Below are 18,597 nucleotides of genomic sequence, written 5' to 3' on the forward strand. Positions count from 1 at the left end.
TCACAAGGGCAATCGTATGGAAGTGGGCAGCTACCTCGAAATCTTCCTCACCGGCTACGGCTGGGGTTTCGCCAACATCATCGCCGGCACGGTGGCCTCGACCGGCCTGGTGGTGATCCCGTTCATCTGGATCATTCTCTCGACCTGGAAGGATGCCAAGGAGCGCGGTGATTCAGGTGCCGGCGTCGAGTCGATCGTGGACACGATCCTGGTGCGCGTCGTCACGGCGCTGTGCGTCTACACCTTGTGCTTTGCAACCACGCCAATCACCACGGTGAACAACCTGGTCTACAAGCCACGCCCCACCCTGATGGAGCCCAATCCGCAACCTGTCAGCAGCTCAGGCACTGGCACGACCTTCGATACGGCCATGTCCAGCGCCTTCGACCAGAGCTACAGCACCTCACCATCCGGTCAGCTCACCTACGTGCCGGCCTGGTGGTATGCGGTGATGTCAATCGGCTCTGGCCTGAACTCGGCCGTGCTGGGGTCGCTGAGCGATCGCATGAGCGACCTGCGGGAGCTGGAAGACACATTGCGCACGTCGACGGTGAAGGATTCTCGAATCCTCCAGGAAATGCAGGCCTTCCGGGCGGCCTGTTTCTACCCCGCGAAATCGAAGTTTCTCAGCAGTGATCCTGCCACGATCAGCAGCGCCGGACAGGCCATCGTCACCGACGAGAGTGGTGTCTATGGCGCAAAGGATGTGGAGTGGCTGGGCAGCAAGCTGTTCACGACCGAGGCAGGCTTTTACGACGCCATCCGGCCGCCCTTCCCTGTCACGGGTTTCACGGTCGATTGCGGCCGGGACCTGGAGTACCACCAGTGCTCGAGCGACCCTCAGCCCTACTACACCGGCGCGCAGATGGACCCGGATTGGGGTCGGCCGACCTGCAATGAATGGTGGTTGGATTCGGACCACGGCCTGCGTGCCAAGATGGTCAAGTCAGGGTTCAAGAATGGCGGCGGCCTGCTGACCAACTTCAGGCTCTCGATCTCATCCGAAGATGAGCTGGACCTGCTGGCCAAGCACATCACCAACCAGGCCAATCCGCAGTATGTGAACAACATCGGCTCATTGACACAAGGCAGTGACGAACTGGCCTGGTACACCAAGGCTGGGCGATGGCTCACAGGCCTGGCCGGCTCCCCCAAGATGTTCATGGAAGGCCTCACCGCTGCCGGCACGATGAAGTTCCTGATGAGCATGCTGCCGATGGTTCAGGCCATCGTGCTGTTGGGTCTGTACATGTTCCTGCCGATGGTCACATTTCTTTCGGGCTTCGATGTCCGCATCATGTTCACCGGAGCGATCGCCATCCTCACCGTGAAGCTGTGGACGGCCATGTGGGAAATCGCATTCTGGATCGATGCACGCCTGATGGCTGCCATGTTCCCTCAAGATGGCCAGGCGAATGCCACCTACGTCGTCAACAACCTGATTCAAACATTTGAGGACGGCAGCATGCCTGGCGAAAAGCGCATTCTCCTGAACATCCTGATGCTGGTGATGTTCATTGGATTCCCGATGGTATGGACAGGGATGATGGCGTGGGTTGGAGCACGAGTTGGAGAAGCATTTGGCCCAGCAATGAAAAGTGCTGATGCAACTGGAAGAGGACTTGGAGCAGGTGGGGCGAAACTTATTGGTAAGACTGGCTCCGCTGTCGCAAAGAAACTATAAAAAAGCAGCCATTAGGCTGCTCTTTAAATAAGTGTTATTTTAAATTTGTCCAAGCCTCTGCTGCTTGCCTTTCCAGTTCACCGATATGCAAATAATCATCTCGACCATCAAATTTATAATGAAGTCGTGGGCCTTCAATCAACTCGGTTTTTTTGGATTCATTACCCACATGAAAATCATCCAATGCAGCATCACAAAATGCACCGAACATGCGCGCACCAATACGAAGAAGCGATTTCTTCTTCGTTACTTGAACTTGTGAGCGGATTGCTTGCATGGTGTGTACCTCTATACCTGACAACGGAGGCTATTCGGTTTGGTTGACATTGTCAAGCCGAAACCCCCTCACACGTTCCACCGGATTTCGCATGGCATCGCCTTGGGCGGATGCATACAGTGCATCAGGACTTAACTTTTCAGGAGAACCAATGTGAATCTGGAACAGGCAAGCATGACTCCGGGCCCGGCACGGCATGTGCGCGAGCAAGATCTGCTGTGGAGTGAATCCGAGGGCCAGGCGGCCAACGCCGGCGTGTTCATCCTGGCACTGCTCACGTTCTGGCTGCTCGTGCCGGTGCTGTACGCGGTCTACCGCTACCTGCGTTCGGCCACGACTCGCTACACGCTGACAGACCAGCGCCTGCTGGTGCAGAGCGGCATCATCGTCAAGCACATCGAGACATTGGAGCTGTATCGCGTCCTCGATCTCTCGGTCAGCGGCACGCTGCTGCTGACGGTGTTCGGTCGTGGCCGTGTGGTGATCTCCAGCACGGACGCTACGACGCCGAAACTCACCATCAATGCCATTGCCAATCCGCAGGCCGTGGCCAACCTCATCCGCGATGCCGTCGAGCGCTGCCGAGTGCTCAAGGGCGTGCGCGCATTCGATCACTGAAAGGACAACTATGCGTTATCGCAAAAGCATGGGCATGGCAGGGCTGATGCTCGCCGCCAGCGTGCTGGGCCAGGCCCTTGCCCCGTCTGACATTGCCCAGGCCATCAAGACGTCCATCGCGCAGCACAGCGACGTCCATGTCGATTCGGTACACACGACACCTGTGCCTGGAATATTCGAGGTGGTCGCGGACGCGGACGTGTTCTACACCGACGCCAGTGGCCGCTATGCATTTCTCGAGGCACGACTGGTCGACATGCAGGACAAGCGCGATCTCACCGACGCCCGGCTGCGCGACATGAACCGCATCCCCTTCGAATCCCTGCCACTGCAGCTGGCGATCAAGGAGGTGCGTGGCGACGGCAGCCGCACATTCGCTGTTTTCGAGGACAGCCAGTGTCCGATCTGCCAGGTCTTCACGAAGTTCATCGACCAGCTCGATGACGTGACCATCTACCGCTTCCCGTTCCCGGTGATCCACCCGACCGAGTCAGCGCGCCAGGCGCGCATTGGCTGGTGCGCACCCGATCGCGCTGGCACATGGCACGCCATCATGAATGGCGTCAGGCCCGAGGGCACCGAATCATGCGACGTGTCCGGCCTGGTCGATATCCTCAAGGTCGGCGAGCAGCACGCCATCAACAGCACGCCCACCGTGGTGCTGCTCGACGGCACGCGCCTGGTGGGCGCGACGCCACCAGAACAGTTCATCGAAGCCATCGACCAAAGCAGGAGGCAGTGAGCATGATAGGAATCTTCCCCGTTCTCCGGCGCGTAGCCATGGCCTTAGCGCTGGTGTTGTCCGGCTCTATTCCCCTTTCCGCATGGGCACAGGCAGCGTTGCCTGCGGGTCTGTCCTGGCAACCCATGAGCCTGGCTGTCTTCAACTCGGCGGTGTTCCAGGGCACAGCATCGCGTGCGGAGCTTGGCCTGGCTGGCAGCATCTGGTCGCAGGAGATTGCCGCGCTGCCAGCAAAACGAGCCAGCGCACCGGCATTGCCCGGCTTTGTCCTGGTCGGCGTGGCGAGCCTGCAGGGCCAGCAGCTGGTTTTCTCCAGCATGCACGCCCTCGGTCTGTGCCCGCCGGCGGAAAACAGCCGCTCGGCCGAGGACATCTACGTGCAATGCCCGCTGAGGATCACCCGCTATGGTCCCGACTCGAAGGCCGTGACACGACAGCTGACCGAGTTCTGTTTTCTCTACTCGGATGACCAGAACAATCCTGCGCAGCTCAACCACACCGAGTACGCCTTCGATGAGCAAACCGGCACGGCCTACTTCCGCGTCATTCAGCATGGTCTGCGAGTACCGGCGTGCGACCGCAGCGTGACCATCAAGCCGTGAGGGTGAGCGCATGAACACGCTTTCTCATTCCCCCATCCGTCGTCGGCTTGCAAAGCCGGCCTTCGGCTGGCTTGGCTACCTGTTCATTGGCCTGGCCATCGCAGCCACGGTCACCGCCGCGCAGGTCGCGGATGCGATCCGCAACAGCAGCACGGCATCAGCCTGGCTCAAGGACAATGCCGATGCAGTCGGGCGCCTTGCCATGTTCGAGAGCAGCGGCCGCACCGACATCTACAACGGCAGCTGCTGCTATGGCGTGCTGCAGATGAACACGGCCAACATCCGTGCCAGCGGCTACACGACCGCAGAGTTCCAACAGTTATCCCTGCAGGACCAGGTCAATGCCTGGTCGACCATCATGTCGTCGGCGCTGGCAACACGCAATCCGAATACGCTCGCCGGCATGGACACATTCGATGGCAGGCCGGTGACCGGCGACCTGGTACTCGCATGCGTGCAGCTCGGCATCGGCAACTGCGGCTCGATGATCCGCTCGGGCAGCTGCAGCGGTTTTGCCGACCGCAATGGAACGACGATCTGCGACATGGCAGACCATATCGCCGGCAATGCGAGTGGATCGACTGCCTCGGGAGCGAGCAGTTCTACAAACGGCATTGGAGCAGGATATGGCGGCTCGGCATTTTCTGGAACATACGATGGCAATTTCGATACAGGTTCCGGTGTTGATTCGGCAAAACTCAAGCTCTATCTGCAAATGGCGCTGCTCTCATTGACGGCCATGGTGATTGCCGGAGCCATGATCAATAGCTGGCGTGGATATTCTCGCGGTGCTCTGACGCTCCCGGAATTCAAGCAGGTGATATTCATGGGGACGATTGCAATATCCTTCGTCGCGTGTGTCGGTACATTTCTCTGACGCCATGAGAAAAAGATGTTTCATTGCCTTGGCGCTGATCGCTGCAGCGCTTAACGTCCAGGCCGACAGCACCACCCGCTGCCTGCGCGGCCAGGTGCAAACCAGGCACTGCGCACAGGTGATCGAAAACTACTGGCAGCATGAAGCAGCCATCCGTGAAACGGCCGTGCGCTTCGGACTGGAGCCGGCGCTGCTCAAGGCCCTGGTAGCGACCGAGAGCCAGTACAACGCAAAGGCCCGTTCGCATGCGGATGCGCGTGGGCTGACGCAGGTATTGCCCTCCACGGCCAAGGGCATGGGTGTTGCAGATCCGCATACCCGCCTCTATGACCCGCATGTATCGCTCTCGGCCGGCGCCGCATACCTGCGGCAGATGTACGTCGAGTTCCGCGACTGGCGGCTGGCACTGGCCGCATACAACGCCGGGCCCGGCGCCGTGCGCCGGCACAAAGGGATTCCACCCTACCGCGAGACGCAGCAGTACGTGGTCAAGGTGCTGGCCCTGTATCGCCAGTTCGCGCTGGTGGACGCGCAGTTGGCGAGTGCACGCTGAGCCGCGACCACCGCCCCATTTACAGGGAAAGCGCAGTCGTCAGAGGCAGGAACAAAGTAAGCGGCTCATCTTTCATTGCAATGAAGCCGTGATGCTTGTAGAAGTCCGCTGCAGATTCGTCCTTTGCATCGACAAGCATTGCATATGAGGCGATTTCCGATCGGCAAGATCGATCAAGGGCGTCTGCAAGCAGTGCCGCTCCCAGGCCCTCTCCTTGATGGGCTTGATCAACGGCCAAGCGTCCCATCCTGACGGCTGGCACTGTCGGGTAGCGAGGCAGCTTCTTGGTAATGGCAGACGGAAGGTCTCTCAGCAGGATGCTGGCCGAAGCCAAGGTGTAATAGCCCGCGATGCGCTGGTCGCTGGTCAGCGCCACAAAACAGGCGGCCACACGGCGCCGGACGTCCTGGCTGGCCTGTTCACGCAAATAGCGATTCAGGGGCTGAGACTGGCTATTAAACGCCTGGCGTGCATGGCCTGGATCAAGTTTGACGACCTGGTAGCGCGCAGAACTCATTCGGCATGGTTCCCAATAAGCTTTCGGCGCCGGGAAAAGGCACGTTTTAGCGCAGGCGTTGCCTCAGGTGGTGAGAGAAGTGCTTGGGCAAAGTTTTTTTGGTCCTCCACGGAGAGGCGAACGACTTCGGCTTGCTCAATGGTGCGCTGTGCGGCATGCAGGGCCGCCGAAACCACAAAGTCGGTCACCGTGCGGCCTTCAATCTCTGCAGCACGCTTAATCGTCTGGTGTGACGCAGGAGCAATCCTGGCCTCCAGCCTGGCGATGGATGGGGCGATATTGGCTGCGGGCATGGCGTGTTCCTCCAAAGAATCTACTGTTGAAAATTATCCGGCAAATAGCCGTACATATCAAGGGCAAAGATACTTGGAGTTAAACGTCGGGCGGCTGGCACTGGCCGCATACAACGCCGGGCCCGGCGCCGTGCGCCGGCACAAAGGGATTCCACCCTACCGCGAGACGCAGCAGTATGTGGTCAAGGTGCTGGCCCTGTATCGCCAGTTCGCGCTGGTGGACGCGCAGTTGGCCAGCGCACGCTGACCTAGTCATCACCCCCTCAGAACCCGGCTCGGCCGGGTTTTCCTTTTCTGAAGGCGCGAGGAAATCGTCGCGTAAATCACTTATACGAATGCAATCCGCTTGTCAAGCCGAAACCCCCTCGCACGTGCAACGGGGTTTCGGCTTGAGACAGTTTTCTCTGATTGCAACACTGGCAGGCACTGGCGATGCACACCTGTGCATCCGAGGTCCGGCCCATCGCGCGCATTGATTGCAACACCGCTCGCCTGGCTCGGGATGACCCATTGTCCAACTGTCGGGAGTTGTCATGGCGCCAAGCCACTCACTCAAATCCAAAGCATCCATCGCCGCGCTGGTCGTCGCAACCCTGACCGGTTGCAACAGCGTCAGTCTTGATCCCAACGCCACCGATGGCGCGTACAGCGTGCATCAACCTGCTCCGCAGGCGCAGCGGCAGGAGGCTCCAGCACCGCAGCAACGCGTGAGCCGCTACACCACGGCAGAGTCTCGCCCCGATGCCGGGGTGGTCGAGCCACTGCAGGCGGTTGTGCAGATCACCTATCCGCGTGACGTGCGCACCATCGAAGCCGCCCTCGACTACACGTTGATGAGGAGCGGCTATTCGCTGGCCCTGCCCACCACCGTTGAGCAGCAGCGTTTCCGGGGTCTGCCACTGCCAGAATCGCAGCGCACCCTGGGCCCATACACCGTCGAGCAGATCCTGCACACGCTGCTGGGCACCGAATGGCAGCTCGTCATCAACGCGCCGCAACGCGTCGTCGGTTTCGTCGAGCCGCCCTCCCCGATCGGGTCTGCCTCACTGCCCACGCCGTTGCCGGCAGTAGCGCCTGTGGCCGCCGTGCCGGTGCCTGCCTCAGCTGCCTCATCTGTATCGGCTGAACCTGTGACCGTAGCCCCGGTCGCTGCGAGCAACGCGTCAACGTCCGCAGCCCCCACCAGCTCGGCGATTTCTGCTGTCCCTGCCAAGGCATCAGCGACATCCACTTCCGCATTTCCGCCTGCCGCGTCTGCGCAAGCCGATTCGGGTGAAGTCTCTGCCTCTGCCGAACCCTCATCCAGCACCCCGGCAGCGCGCTGGGACGTGCTGCTCACCGACGTGACCCTGGCGCAGACCTTCCTGCGCTGGGGCAAGGATGCCGGCTACCGCGTCAAGTGGGATGCCGCCAAGCACGTGCTGATCGGCGCGACCGACTCCTACCAGCGCCTGAGCTTCGAGGATGCGGTCACGGCCGCGCTCTCCACGCCTGGCATCCAGCACAGCGAATACCCGCTGGAGGCCTGCTTCTATCCCAACAACCCGCCACTGGTGCGCATCACACGCCGCGGTGAGCAAGACAAGGAGTGCCAGTGATGACGGCCCCACGAAAGACCCTCACCGCCCTGGTTGTCACAGCGATGCTCTCGGGCTGCGCATCCACGGTCAGTCACCAGGCCGATGCCGACTATGAACGCGGTGCAGCAGTCTCCGCTGGCGTCAGCAACGACCTGGCTCAGCGCGTCGATGACTCGACGCATGGCTCCAAAGCCCACACCGACGCCCTGGCCGCGCAGCAGGCCTCGCCCGCTGTCACCAGGCGAGCGAGCCGCCCCTGGATCGGCGCACGCTTCGCCGAGGTGCAAAGCGACGAGGTGCTGCCTCCGGTGTTCTACGAGGATTTCTCGCTGCGCTTCGAGGATGTGGCCACCGGTGGACGCGTGCCACTGGCGGTGGTCGCCGAGCGCCTGACGCGCATCACCGGCGTGCCGGTGCGCATCAATCCCGATGTGTACGAACTGCCGGGCGGGCGCCAGGACGCCTCGGCCGTGGCACAGCGCAGCAGTGTCGTCGCACGTGCCAATCAGCCAGCCGGTGCGCTGCCGGCGCCGCTGGCGGGCATCGATGCGGATCTGGACGTGGATGCCACCGCATTCGCGCTCTCGAATGCGACAGCGGCCGCGCATGCCGTCACCTCCCTCTCCGCGATCGAGATGCGGTTCGATGGCCCCCTGCAGGTGTTTGTCGAGTCGCTCTCCAACCGGCTGGGCCTCTCGACCTCATTCCGCGAGGGCGTGCTGTATTTCCAGCGCTATGTGACCGAGACGTTTGAGCTGGCGACCTTCGGAGGCAGCCAGGACTACCAGATGTCGCTCTCGGGCGGCACCGAAAGCGGCGCCTCGTCCTCCGAGTCGGGTGCATCCACGACCTCCAACAGCACGTTCGAAGTGTCCGAGCGCGGCTCGGTTGAAGCCTTCGGCTCATTCTTCAAGGCCCTGGAGGGGATGCTGCAGACGGCACCTGGCAGCACCGTCTCGGTCAACCAGGGCACCGGGCGATTTGCCGTGACCACCACCAAGGATGTGATGAGCCGGGTGCGGCAGATCGCCAAGGCCGAGAACGAGGCCCTGCAGCGGCAGGTGCGCATCCAGTTCGACATCTACTCCGTCACCAGTACGCGTGGTGATCAACTCGGCATCGACTGGAATGCGGTGATCAACTCGCTGTCCTCGAAGTGGAATGCCACGATCGCCTCGCCAACATCCCTGGCGAGCGATGCGGCCGGCTCGGTCGGCCTGAGCATCCTCAGCCTCGATGCCGGTGGCAATCCGAACAGCGGCACGGTGGCGCGCTGGGGCGGCTCCAGTGCCGTTATCCAGGCGCTCAACGAAGTCGGCTCCTCGGTTCAGCACCGTCCGCTGGAAATGCTGGCCCTCAACCGGCAGTGGGCACGCAAGACCAATCTGAACGATCGCTACTACGTCTCCGAGACCACGCCATCGGTCAGCGGCCTCGGCGGCGGCAGCGCATCGGTGGGCATGAAGACCGACAACGTCACGACAGGCGACAAGTTCGTGGTGCAGCCGGCCATCCTCGACAACGGCACCGTGTTGCTCAAGTTCGGCGTGTCGCTCACCAACCTGGTCGACATGTTCGAAGTCACGGCTGGCTCGGGCGAGACGCTGCAGCGTGTGCAGAACCCGGAAGTCTCCGGCACGGACGACCAGGCCACCGTGCGCCTCAAGGCCGGCCAGGTCCTGGTGCTCACTGGCATGGGCCGCTACAAGTCCTCCAGCAATGACCGGCGTCTGGCCGAAGGCCTCTCGCTTCTGGCCGGTGGATCACGCTCGGCCGCACGCGAGCGCGAGGAGTTCCTGATCGTCGTGCGCCCGGTGATCACGCAGTGAGGTGCGCCCCATGAGCAAAGCCGAGCTGATCGAGCGCCAATTCGTCGCCGGCATGGACTGGCGGCAGTCCGTGCAGAGCATCGACCGTAAAAAGGATGCCCTGGCCAGGGCCCGCAAGCAGCGCGCCAATTGGTACACCACCATTGGCCAGCACACCATCGGCATTGCCGCTGTGCGTGCCAAGCCTGCAAAGGGGGAACCCTTCTACTCGCTGGCGGCAGGTTTCGCCGCCCTGTGCGGCACCGGCTACGGCTTTGCAGCCGTGCGCCTGGCCGACCAGCGCATCTGGATCTGCGGCGCCATCGATGCCGCGCCGGCCGCCGGCAATGACCAGGTGGTGCGCAGCGGCGAGATCGCCCGGGAACGCCTTCAGCATTTCCTCGGCCAGGTCGATGGCTCCTGCGCGGTCTACACCAATGATCCCGGTCTGCTCGATGGCCTGGCCGGGACCATCCAGCAGCATGCTGCCGATCTCACTGACATCAAGCAAGCGGCCGTCGCTCAGGCTCCGCTGACGCGAGTGGGCTCTTCGGTGCCCGCGCCGCTGCTGGGTATCGTGCTGTTCGCCCTGGTGGGTGTCGCAGGGTTCAAGGGCTACCAATACTGGCAGCTGCAGCAGCGCATCAAGACCGATGCGGCCGCAGCCGCATCGACCCACGTCGATGCGGCGGTGGTCTGGCGCCGCGCCTATGACGAGCTGGCACAGCAGCAGGTGATCGTCGGGCCTGCAGGCCTGCGGCAACTGCGTGATGCCATCGCCGAGTTGCCCACCAGCATCGCCGGCTGGCGACTCGCCCAGGCCGACTGTGCCGCCGCCCTCGAGGCCTGGAGCTGCGCCCTCTCCTATGAACGGGTCACCAATGTGGGCCTGGACCCGACCAACGCCGAATTCGAGCAGCTGCGCCCGCGCCATTGGCAGCACGTGCAGTTTCCCACCATCAACCTGGCCAGTGCCGCGATCACGGTGCCATCGGCCGGACATGTGCTGGATCTGGACGCCTTGCCCCATGTCTGGGAGCGGCAGATCGAGGGCGCCAGTGCCATCCAGCGCGTGCTGCGGGCGTTCGGCAGCAACGAGCAAGGCGGCTACGAGGAGTTGGTGCCCACGATTCCGGTCGACGGCAACGGCGAGCCGGTGCCCAAGCCCGACGAGCTGCAGCTCGCTGTCCTCAAGTCGTCCACGACCTTGAGCGGGCCACTGCGCAGCGTGGACGTGCTGGTCGATGACAGCGTGCCCATGGCCTGGCGAAGCCTGCGCCTCGATGTCGAACCCATCCCTTCCGACTGGCGCGAGAGCGGCCGCCCAGGCCTCATCGACAGCCTTCTCAAAGCAACCCTCACTGGAGATGTTTATGCCAAGCGCTAAACCGCTCACCTTCATCCTACTGTTGGCTACCGTGGTGCACGGCACCGCCGCTGCGCAGGACGTGGTGCCGATCGATGGCGTCGCCCAAGGCGCGACGGCGACCATACCTGTGGCTGCTTCGCCTGCTGCTCCCGTTGCAGCCCATCCGCAGCCCGGCTACGGCTTCGCACCTACCGTAGGCGCCCTGCTGCGCGCCGATGCCGACAAGGCACTGGCCGCTGCGCTCGGCCAGGACGCACCTGGTGCCAAGCCCGTAGCGCCATCTGTCGAGAAAAAGAAACCTGTCGAACAGGTTTCTCTGCTGGGCATCTACGGCCGGGCCGGCGCCTGGCGCGCCGACGTGGCCATCAATGGCGTGTCGGTGGTGCTCGCCGCCGGCGACAGCTTCCAGGACTGGCGGGCCCGCTCGGTGGACAACCGCTGCGTCGTGCTCGCCAAGGCCGGGCAGACGCGCAAGCTCTGCGGCACGCGCTGACCAGGATGCCCCCATGTTCGGGTTCCTGAAACAAACACAAGGCAAGGCTGCGGCCAACCCTGCTGCCGTGGCCCAGCCGCAGCGTGTCAGCGCGATCGTCAGCAAGACACCGATCACCAACGAAGCCGAGCTGTTCCAGCAGGTCTCGTTCGACCGGGCCCTTGCCGACGAAATCAGCCTCAGCCCTACGCTGCTGCAGCACATCTGTCCCCTGGAGACCGCCAAGGGTTCGCGCAAGGTCATCATCCTGGTCTCCAGCCGGCATCGCAATTCCGAGGAGCTGCGCGAGACCATCCGGCTGCTGGCCGCCAAGCGGTTCAACCTCGATGACGGCTTCGGGCGCAGCAATGTGTTCGTCGTCAGCAACGAGCCGCTCATCCATGCGGTGGCGCGTGGCCAGATCGACGGCAAGACCGCCGGACGCATGCGCGCAGTCCATGGCGATGCCTCGAAGTCGAGCTACTTCCAGTCGTTCCAGGACATCATCGCCTATGGCGTGGTGAACAAGGCGTCCGATGTCCACTTGAACATCTTCAGCCGGCGCGAGCGCAGCGAAGTGCGCTACACGATCGATGGCAAGTACGTCGCGCCGGATCGATTCAAGCTGCCGACCGCCACGCTCGAGGCGATCGCTCGCGTGGCCTGGCAGCGCAGCGATGGCGGCAACGGCGCCGAGTTCAACCTGCGCGTCGAGCAGCAGTGCCAGATCTACCTGCAGCTGCCCGAGCTGGGCGAGTACATGCTGCGCTGGGCCAGCATGGCCTGTGACGATGGCCCCCAGGTCACCATGCGGATCACCCGTGTGGATCAGGGCTTCAAGCCCATGGGCCTGGCCGAGCTGGGCTACCTGCCTTCGCAGATCGAGATGTTCCAGCGAGCCATGCGCAGTGAGGGTGGCGCCATCGTGTTCTCGGGCGTTGTGAACTCGGGCAAGAGCACGTCCCTGACCTCGCTGCTCTCGCAGATTCCGCCCACCCGCAAGGTCGTGTCGATTGAAGACCCCCGCGAGAACATCCTGCCGGGCACCCACTTCCACCAGAACACGGTTACCCGCGAGCTGGATTCGGATGCCGACCCGTTCAAGCCCAAGGTGCGCACGATCAAGCGCACGGCGCTGACCGACCTCTTCATCGGCGAGATCCGCGATGCGCAGACCGGCGCGCTGCTGCAGGACATCATCGAGGCGGGCAGCAACTGCTACACCACCGTGCATGCCCGCAACTGCGTGGGCATTCCAGCCAGGCTCTCGTCGCCGGCGATCGGCATCGGGCGCGACGTGCTGGCGACGCCCGGCAACCTCAAGCTGCTCATCTACCAGGCGCTGCTGCCGGTGACCTGCCAGCACTGCCGCCTGCCTGCGGCATCGCTGTGGTCAGCCGATGCCGAGGATGCCGCGTACTGGCATGCCTACTTCGAGCGCATCGAGCGGCTCTACGGCATCCATCACTCGCTCATCTTCGTGCGCAACCCGCACGGCTGCGAACACTGCCGGCGTTCCGGCCTTCCTGAACTCAATGGACTCAAGGGCCGCACGGTGGTCGCCGAGATGGTCGAGCCTGACGACCACTTCAATGCCTGCGTGCTTGATGCGAAGGTGGTCGAGCTGACCCGATACGTCGAGAGCTTGCGCACGGCCGCGTTTGACGATCCGGACATGCGCGGCAAGTCGGCGATGGAGTGCGCCATCTACAAGGCGAGCCAGGGTCTCATCGATCCGCGGGAGATCGAGCCGCGCTTCAAGGCGTTTGCCACGGTGGAGCTTGAGCGCGAACAGCAAAAAAGGGCGCGGCAGCGCGAAGCGCGATCCCTCAAACTGGTTGGAGGTGAGGCATGAGTGTCTTTGGCGCTTTCTCGCGCGTACAGCGCGCCGCCAGGCGATTCCGCCGCCAGCGTGCGGCCTACTATGAGTACCTGGGAGATCTGCTCACCGACAGTGCCGGGCGCGTGCTGATGATCGACATCTTCAACCAGGACGTCGAACGCTACGCCGGCAAGCCCCGAGGCGTCCTCTCGGCCTATTGGGCCGAGCGCTACCTCGAAAGCGGGGCCGACCTGGTGCAAACCTGGCGCGGCACGCTGCCCGAGGCCGACATGATGGTCATCGGCTCGGTGGTGGAACATGGCGGTGTGGGCGCCCTCGCCCAGGCTTTCAAGGAAGTCGCCCGCATGACCCGCGTGATGGACGAGGCTGGCAAGACCTTCAAGTCCATCATGCTGGTGGGTGTCCTGGCCATCGCCCTGGTGTTTGTCGCGCTGGTGGCCATCCCGGCCTTCATCTGGCCGAAGCTCTCGAGCACCTTCGAGTTCGTCCCGCCGGATTTCTACGGCGAGAAGACCCAGGCCATGGCCCGGTTTGCCGAGGCAGTGCCAGGCTACCTGATCGGCGCCGGCGTTGTCGTGGCAGTGGGCATGCTGGCGTTTCGCTGGTCCCTGCCGAACTGGCGGGGCCGCCTGCGTGCCTGGTTCGACCAGCGTCTCATCGTCTACCGGCTCAGCCGCGACTTCCGAGGTGCCATGTTCGTCTCGACCCTGGCCGCGCTCATCCGCAAGCGCACGGGCAACAGCATGACCCTGGCCGAGGGCGTGCAGGCCATCTCGAATGAGGCCTCGCCCTGGATGCAGTGGTACTGCGCGCAGATCCTCGACAACCTCCAGCAAGGCCATGACCAGGTGGAAGTCCTGGACGTGGGCCTGCTCGATCGGGAAACCCTCTTCTACCTCTATGACATCGCCCAGGCGCGCAGCCTCGACGAAGGCCTGCAGAAAGCCGGCTTGCGCACGGAGGGCCAGATCAATGGCGCCGTCAGGATCCGCGCCCGCATCCTGCAGATCACCCTGCTGGCCGTGATGCTGCTGACCATGGCTGGCATTGCCGGCTGGACGATTTCCACGATCAACGAGCTGGTCGACTCGACCAAGCTCGTCTACCAGCAGTGAGGGAGGAGCCGCAGGACCAGAGCAAACGCCACCCATCCCCTCATCTCTGCAAAGGCTCATTGCCTGATTCACAGGTCGTCATGAGCTTGCCGATTTCTTCAGTTTTCCAACCAACCATCCAGTGAACATCATGAAAGCATCCACCGCAACCATCATCAACACCGCACTCAAGGGCGACGTCAAGCAGCTGCGCGCCATGCACCGCCAGGGCGGCTTCACGCTCATCGAGCTGGGCGTTGTGCTGGCCATCATCGCCATCCTGGCGGTGCTGGCGATTCCATTTATCCAGGACTACATCGTCTCTGGCCGGGCCAACACCGGCGCCAAAGATCTGCAGAAGGCCGCATCCGATATTCGCTCGGCGGCAGCCGGCGTGACCACCGCAACGCCCTACTCCGGTGTGACCACCGCGACGCTGGCCGCCTACCTGCGCAACACCAGCTTCAACGTCTCCGGCAACACCGTCACCCACTCGATGGCCGCTCCCGGCCTGGCTCCGCAGAACGTGACCATCAGCGGCACCTCGGGCGCCACCTTCGCCATCCAGCTCGCCAGCGTCCACGAAAAGGCCTGCCCGGAACTGGCCTCGCAGATGAGCAAGGCCGCTGAGTCGATCACGATCGGCTCCACGTCCGTCAAGACAGCCACCACCAGCCTGAACGTGGCCAACGCCCGCACGGCTTGTGTCGCCGCCGGCGCGAACATGATTTTCACGTTCCGCTGATCACAGGCCAGCAGGCCCTGAAGCCTTCAACGTGCCGGCTCCGGTTTTTACCGGGGCTGGCCTTGCCACCGGAGTTTGGCCCATGTTTCACCTTCCGACAATGCCAGCGCGTCACCCGCGACGTCAGCGGCAGTCCGGCTTCGCCCTGATCGAGCTGGGCGTTGCGCTGGCCATCGTGGCCATCCTCGCCGTCCTGGGCGCACAGCACCTGGTCAACGAGCTCGATGACCGCCAGGGCGAGGCTGCCGGCTCCTATGGCCTGGCCATCAAAGGCGCGCTGGACGCCTACATGAACACCCATGCGACACAGCTGCAGAGCGGCGCCGCCATTTCTGGTTTTGCGAACAGCCTCTCACCCACGGTGGAAGAGCTGCGTGCCGCAGGCTTCCTGCCCAGCGCCTACCCGCTCATCGATCCGCTGCGCCGGCGCTACGTCACCGAGCTGCGCGTGACGGGCTGCCCGGGCGCCTGCGAGATCAGCGCCATCGCCTACTCGAACACGCCAATCACCGAGCGGTGCACCAGCTATGCGGGCAATGGCTCATGCCAGACCACGGCTGGCAACGTCAAGCTGCGTGTTGTCGAGGCCTTCCGCAGCACCGCACGTGGCTACGGTGCGGCCGTGACGCCGCTCGATGCCAGCCGCTTCCGTGGTTCGGTCTGCGATTACCCGACACCCTCCGGCGCCGCACTTGGCACCTACGGCATCTGCACCTCGGACAACTCGGCCATCTACGCACAGTTCGTGCGCATCCAGGACAGCCGCGATCCCGACCTGCAGGGCGATCTCACCGTCGCCGGCAAGGTCACGGCCAAGGGCGGTGCGGACATCGAGAACGGAGCCATCATCACCGGCGGCGCAGACATCACCGGGGGCGTGGACGTCACCGGCGACCTGGTGGCCACCGGCACGGTCACGGCGCAATCGCTGAGGCCGCGAGGATCTGCCTGGCTGGGTGCGTCCTGCACTGCCGGCGAGAAGGGCACGATCATGCAAAACGGTGGCACCAGCAGTCACCTGCTCGTCTGCAACGGCTCGAATTGGGTGGTGCTGGGCAATGAGATCGCCGGCCATGGGGCGGCGTGCTCCACAAGTGGCAAAACCGTGGTAACCACCTCCGGACAGACGCTGGTCTGCCGCGACGGTTATTACCAATACCTGGACTCGATGTTGGGCAACTTCCTGCTTGTCGACGTGATCCGGGCCGTCGAGGGCCAGCAGATCAACAAGCCGACATGCGATATCACCGGCTCGCCCTACGTGGTGCTGGTCACCAAGAGCGAGACCAATTCGGCGGGTTCGTTCAACCGCTATGTCGATGACAGCGGCAGCTACTGGACGGTGCGCATTCGCGACGCCGCTGGTGTCGTGGTCAACAACGGCGAAGTGCTGGCCCACACGTATTGCCAGTACGGCAGCTGAGACATCCACACTCAACTCGAAAGGAGCAAGAACATGAAGAACATCATGATGCCAGTGGCAGCCGTATGCACAACGCTGCTCGGCCTGATCAGCGTGCCGGCAGTCGCCGCCACCCAATACACCTGGGAGCCGGACTACACCAGCCGAACCCACTACTCTTCCGACCGGCTGCGCAAGACGCAGATCTGTGGGTACGGCGAGCGCTCGGACTCTTCCTGTGGGGGGAAGTTTGTGGCCGTGCCTGACACAGAACCTCCTGGCGGTGATTTTGAAATTAATCCGACTTCACGGTGTATTGGTAACGTACCTGGCCGAGTCAATCTCGTTGAAGCCGTGAACGTCAACGACTTCAACGCAGCGCGCTTCACTTTCGAGATCGTCAGCGGTAATCCCGATTTCCCGACTGCCTATTTTTTATCTCAGGCAGCCTTTACCAATGAAGGAAAGGGAACGAAAAACGTCTTTTGCAAACCTGGAACGACTGCAGCGCAGGCGTGGGATTGGGTCAATGCTTATGGCGGCACATGGGATCGTGAAGACGATGGGCGCTACGTGATGATCGATTCCGATGCGAAGCAGTGGGATTATTTGGGCGTTTGGATCAACGAGACCAATGGGTATGGCATTGGTGGGGGCTATGGCTCAGGTGGCGGGCTGATTTATAGCGCTCTGGGTGCAAGTACAAGATTTTATTCAACTCCACATTCCTATCCATTTCTAATGTGGAATGGATACCTGATTGGTCTTGCTCAATTTTGCGGCGAAGGAAAGTTATATCTTTCTCCTGCTGAGGCCAAGATTGGAATCGATCTCTGGCAATGGCGTGGAATCAACAGCGGCACAATATCAACCGTCAATAATATAAGGCGCTTCACTCTTGCCTATTTCACCAGCTCTCTATCAAGATTGCACAGTGGAAACTATTCCTGTAAGTGGAAATAGTCCACCAAACTGTCAAAAAGGCACCATGTGGTGCCTTTTTGACACAACGCCTGGATGCAATCATTAAGTGCCAGCGTAGGTGGTTGAGCCCGTCTGGAAGGACCAAGTCTTGTCATAGGTAGCGCCACTGGTCGCACTGCCCTTGAAAACGACACTGCATGTCGAGTTCGCGGGCAGCCACTCAACAGGAACGAGGAAAGCCCAATTTGCAAGCGCCCCTTCACTCATGTTTGCGTCATTCGCAGATGTCAGTAAACGGGTAATCACAGGCACCCCATTGCAGCTTAGAATGAAGTTATTGACTGTCAAAGTATTAGTGCCACCATTTGAAAGCGATCGATCCACTGCGAAGCTGATAGGATGCCCGGGGTATGCGACGTCAGGAACTGGCCGCGGCGTTTCGTTCGACAGCGCCAATGGTACGTTGCTTGCACCATCAACAGGCCAAATGACACTTCCTTTACCGGCGTTTTCGCTCGGTATAAATGGGGCTGATTGGTTAGATGGCCGAGCAAAATTGACAACGATGTTGTGCGAATATCCAAGTGTAGAGGATGCAGGGTAGTCACTATCGCCTATACCAACATTGATGTAATGCGACGATAAGAAACTGCTGCGGTGATATACGCTTGCCAACGCCCATTCAACTGCCAATTGGGCTCCTGTAATATTCGGATATTGCGTATATGAAATACTTTCATTTGTCTCGGCAGGTTCATAGCCTTGAGCCTGGACTCGATAAAATGAGTTGTTTCCAGTGAAACCATTATTTCCCTGGACCTCAGCATGACCCGTCGTGTCATTGATGGTCTGATACTGCGCATGCGCCTGCGCTGCTGCATCGATGCGTGTGTTCTGCAGCAGTGGCTCCAGGCCAGCCGCCTTGCGAGCCACATTGATGGCATCGAAAGCCGACTTCTGACGGCTACCGGCAGCGTAGTCGTCATTCTGGTTGGTGCCGTCATCGACCGGTTCGGTGGTTCCGCCGTCATTGCCACCAGTGTTGCCGCCATTGCCCGAATCGTCACTACCGCCACCACCGCCGCAGGCGGCAAGCACTGCGGCCAGGAGAATCGAGAGGGCCCAGCGTGTTTGGTTCAGACGAGCGTTGGATTGCACGGTTTGCATGGTCGTGTTCTTTCTGCGCCTCGGGCGCGG

The 18,597-nt window shown here is 61.9% G+C and carries 20 protein-coding genes; 16 read left to right on the forward strand and 4 right to left on the reverse strand.

The genetic code is table 11. From position 1 onward, the window contains the following. Positions 1-16: 16 nt before the first annotated feature. Positions 17-1,684 carry a conjugal transfer protein TraG N-terminal domain-containing protein gene (locus EV687_RS02370; RefSeq protein WP_122226273.1) on the forward strand — a complete coding sequence of 556 codons (1,668 nt, stop codon included), beginning with the start codon at positions 17-19 and terminating at the stop codon, positions 1,682-1,684. Between the two features lie 34 nt (positions 1,685-1,718). Here EV687_RS02370 and EV687_RS02375 read toward each other — a convergent pair whose 3' ends face one another. Continuing rightward, positions 1,719-1,961, reverse strand: a complete 243-nt coding sequence (locus EV687_RS02375) for a hypothetical protein (RefSeq protein WP_130466417.1) — start codon at positions 1,959-1,961, stop codon at positions 1,719-1,721. Between the two features lie 153 nt (positions 1,962-2,114). Between EV687_RS02375 and EV687_RS02380 the strand changes: the two genes are divergently transcribed. The 5 genes from EV687_RS02380 to EV687_RS02400 all read left to right on the forward strand — a co-directional run bounded on the left by EV687_RS02380 (position 2,115) and on the right by EV687_RS02400 (position 5,353). Continuing rightward, complete coding sequence (locus EV687_RS02380) at positions 2,115-2,579, forward strand: PH domain-containing protein (protein ID WP_242612427.1); 465 nt, start codon at positions 2,115-2,117, stop codon at positions 2,577-2,579. 10 nt (positions 2,580-2,589) lie between these two features. Further along, on the forward strand, positions 2,590-3,321 hold the full coding sequence (locus tag EV687_RS02385) for a DsbC family protein (protein WP_242612429.1): 732 nt from the start codon (positions 2,590-2,592) through the stop codon (positions 3,319-3,321). A 125-nt stretch (positions 3,322-3,446) separates the two neighbouring features. Further along, positions 3,447-3,923 (forward strand): hypothetical protein, encoded by a 477-nt coding sequence (locus tag EV687_RS02390; RefSeq protein WP_122226275.1) that lies wholly within the window; start codon positions 3,447-3,449, stop codon positions 3,921-3,923. A gap of 10 nt (positions 3,924-3,933) precedes the next feature. Beyond that, complete coding sequence (locus EV687_RS02395; protein ID WP_122226276.1) at positions 3,934-4,800, forward strand: hypothetical protein; 867 nt, start codon at positions 3,934-3,936, stop codon at positions 4,798-4,800. A 4-nt stretch (positions 4,801-4,804) separates the two neighbouring features. Continuing rightward, a complete protein-coding gene (locus EV687_RS02400; RefSeq protein WP_122226277.1) occupies positions 4,805-5,353 on the forward strand; it encodes a lytic transglycosylase domain-containing protein in 549 nt (182 codons plus the stop codon). Positions 5,354-5,372: 19 nt separating this feature from the next. Here EV687_RS02400 and EV687_RS02405 read toward each other — a convergent pair whose 3' ends face one another. Beyond that, complete coding sequence (locus tag EV687_RS02405; RefSeq protein ID WP_122226278.1) at positions 5,373-5,870, reverse strand: GNAT family N-acetyltransferase; 498 nt, start codon at positions 5,868-5,870, stop codon at positions 5,373-5,375. Continuing rightward, complete coding sequence (locus EV687_RS02410) at positions 5,867-6,163, reverse strand: type II toxin-antitoxin system TacA family antitoxin (RefSeq protein WP_122227115.1); 297 nt, start codon at positions 6,161-6,163, stop codon at positions 5,867-5,869. Before EV687_RS02410 ends, EV687_RS02405 begins: the two co-directional genes overlap by 4 nt. 73 nt (positions 6,164-6,236) lie before the next feature. Here EV687_RS02410 and EV687_RS02415 point away from each other — a divergent pair, with 73 nt between their 5' ends. The 10 genes from EV687_RS02415 (at position 6,237) to EV687_RS02460 (ending at position 17,439) form a co-directional block, all read left to right on the forward strand. Then, positions 6,237-6,410 carry a lytic transglycosylase domain-containing protein gene (locus EV687_RS02415; protein WP_423201059.1) on the forward strand — a complete coding sequence of 58 codons (174 nt, stop codon included), beginning with the start codon at positions 6,237-6,239 and terminating at the stop codon, positions 6,408-6,410. 286 nt (positions 6,411-6,696) lie between these two features. Continuing rightward, the gene (pilL2, locus tag EV687_RS02420; protein ID WP_122226279.1) at positions 6,697-7,761 is read left to right on the forward strand and encodes a PFGI-1 class ICE element type IV pilus protein PilL2; all 1,065 of its coding nucleotides are present in this window, start codon (positions 6,697-6,699) and stop codon (positions 7,759-7,761) included. Further along, a complete protein-coding gene (locus EV687_RS02425; protein ID WP_122226280.1) occupies positions 7,761-9,572 on the forward strand; it encodes a hypothetical protein in 1,812 nt (603 codons plus the stop codon). Before pilL2 ends, EV687_RS02425 begins: the two co-directional genes overlap by 1 nt. A 10-nt stretch (positions 9,573-9,582) precedes the next feature. Next, positions 9,583-10,938 (forward strand): type IV pilus inner membrane component PilO, encoded by a 1,356-nt coding sequence (locus EV687_RS02430; RefSeq protein WP_122226281.1) that lies wholly within the window; start codon positions 9,583-9,585, stop codon positions 10,936-10,938. Beyond that, positions 10,925-11,413: a hypothetical protein gene (locus tag EV687_RS02435; RefSeq protein ID WP_130466418.1), complete on the forward strand. Its 489-nt coding sequence runs from the start codon at positions 10,925-10,927 to the stop codon at positions 11,411-11,413. The genes EV687_RS02430 and EV687_RS02435 overlap by 14 nt, the downstream gene beginning before the upstream one ends. Before the next feature lie 13 nt (positions 11,414-11,426). Further along, the gene (locus EV687_RS02440) at positions 11,427-13,247 is read left to right on the forward strand and encodes an ATPase, T2SS/T4P/T4SS family (protein ID WP_122226283.1); all 1,821 of its coding nucleotides are present in this window, start codon (positions 11,427-11,429) and stop codon (positions 13,245-13,247) included. After that, positions 13,244-14,350, forward strand: a complete 1,107-nt coding sequence (locus tag EV687_RS02445) for a type II secretion system F family protein (RefSeq protein ID WP_122226284.1) — start codon at positions 13,244-13,246, stop codon at positions 14,348-14,350. Before EV687_RS02440 ends, EV687_RS02445 begins: the two co-directional genes overlap by 4 nt. 130 nt (positions 14,351-14,480) lie before the next feature. Continuing rightward, the gene (locus EV687_RS19260; protein ID WP_162846529.1) at positions 14,481-15,074 is read left to right on the forward strand and encodes a type IV pilin protein; all 594 of its coding nucleotides are present in this window, start codon (positions 14,481-14,483) and stop codon (positions 15,072-15,074) included. 100 nt (positions 15,075-15,174) lie between these two features. Continuing rightward, positions 15,175-16,497, forward strand: a complete 1,323-nt coding sequence (locus EV687_RS02455) for a type II secretion system protein (RefSeq protein ID WP_165392805.1) — start codon at positions 15,175-15,177, stop codon at positions 16,495-16,497. A gap of 33 nt (positions 16,498-16,530) precedes the next feature. Beyond that, complete coding sequence (locus EV687_RS02460) at positions 16,531-17,439, forward strand: hypothetical protein (RefSeq protein WP_130466419.1); 909 nt, start codon at positions 16,531-16,533, stop codon at positions 17,437-17,439. Between the two features lie 63 nt (positions 17,440-17,502). On the opposite strand, the gene EV687_RS02465 is transcribed toward EV687_RS02460, so the two are convergent. After that, on the reverse strand, positions 17,503-18,567 hold the full coding sequence (locus EV687_RS02465; protein ID WP_122226286.1) for a CAP domain-containing protein: 1,065 nt from the start codon (positions 18,565-18,567) through the stop codon (positions 17,503-17,505). Positions 18,568-18,597 lie beyond the last annotated feature (30 nt).

It is taken from the genome of Corticibacter populi (assembly GCF_004217315.1).
In the GTDB taxonomy this organism is placed as follows: Bacteria; Pseudomonadota; Gammaproteobacteria; order Burkholderiales; family Burkholderiaceae_C; genus Lampropedia; species Lampropedia populi.

What these genes read in the sequence shown, in the direction of transcription:
- EV687_RS02370 (WP_122226273.1), top strand. Translation starts at nt 17, where the DNA reads ATGGAAGTGGGCAGCTACCTCGAAATCTTCCTCACCGGCTACGGCTGG.
- EV687_RS02375 (WP_130466417.1), bottom strand. Translation starts at nt 1,961, where the DNA reads ATGCAAGCAATCCGCTCACAAGTTCAAGTAACGAAGAAGAAATCGCTT.
- EV687_RS02385 (WP_242612429.1), top strand. Translation starts at nt 2,590, where the DNA reads ATGCGTTATCGCAAAAGCATGGGCATGGCAGGGCTGATGCTCGCCGCC.
- EV687_RS02390 (WP_122226275.1), top strand. Translation starts at nt 3,447, where the DNA reads ATGAGCCTGGCTGTCTTCAACTCGGCGGTGTTCCAGGGCACAGCATCG.
- EV687_RS02395 (WP_122226276.1), top strand. Translation starts at nt 3,934, where the DNA reads ATGAACACGCTTTCTCATTCCCCCATCCGTCGTCGGCTTGCAAAGCCG.
- EV687_RS02400 (WP_122226277.1), top strand. Translation starts at nt 4,805, where the DNA reads ATGAGAAAAAGATGTTTCATTGCCTTGGCGCTGATCGCTGCAGCGCTT.
- EV687_RS02405 (WP_122226278.1), bottom strand. Translation starts at nt 5,870, where the DNA reads ATGAGTTCTGCGCGCTACCAGGTCGTCAAACTTGATCCAGGCCATGCA.
- EV687_RS02410 (WP_122227115.1), bottom strand. Translation starts at nt 6,163, where the DNA reads ATGCCCGCAGCCAATATCGCCCCATCCATCGCCAGGCTGGAGGCCAGG.
- pilL2 (WP_122226279.1), top strand. Translation starts at nt 6,697, where the DNA reads ATGGCGCCAAGCCACTCACTCAAATCCAAAGCATCCATCGCCGCGCTG.
- EV687_RS02425 (WP_122226280.1), top strand. Translation starts at nt 7,761, where the DNA reads ATGACGGCCCCACGAAAGACCCTCACCGCCCTGGTTGTCACAGCGATG.
- EV687_RS02430 (WP_122226281.1), top strand. Translation starts at nt 9,583, where the DNA reads ATGAGCAAAGCCGAGCTGATCGAGCGCCAATTCGTCGCCGGCATGGAC.
- EV687_RS02435 (WP_130466418.1), top strand. Translation starts at nt 10,925, where the DNA reads ATGCCAAGCGCTAAACCGCTCACCTTCATCCTACTGTTGGCTACCGTG.
- EV687_RS02440 (WP_122226283.1), top strand. Translation starts at nt 11,427, where the DNA reads ATGTTCGGGTTCCTGAAACAAACACAAGGCAAGGCTGCGGCCAACCCT.
- EV687_RS02445 (WP_122226284.1), top strand. Translation starts at nt 13,244, where the DNA reads ATGAGTGTCTTTGGCGCTTTCTCGCGCGTACAGCGCGCCGCCAGGCGA.
- EV687_RS19260 (WP_162846529.1), top strand. Translation starts at nt 14,481, where the DNA reads ATGAAAGCATCCACCGCAACCATCATCAACACCGCACTCAAGGGCGAC.
- EV687_RS02455 (WP_165392805.1), top strand. Translation starts at nt 15,175, where the DNA reads ATGCCAGCGCGTCACCCGCGACGTCAGCGGCAGTCCGGCTTCGCCCTG.
- EV687_RS02460 (WP_130466419.1), top strand. Translation starts at nt 16,531, where the DNA reads ATGAAGAACATCATGATGCCAGTGGCAGCCGTATGCACAACGCTGCTC.
- EV687_RS02465 (WP_122226286.1), bottom strand. Translation starts at nt 18,567, where the DNA reads ATGCAAACCGTGCAATCCAACGCTCGTCTGAACCAAACACGCTGGGCC.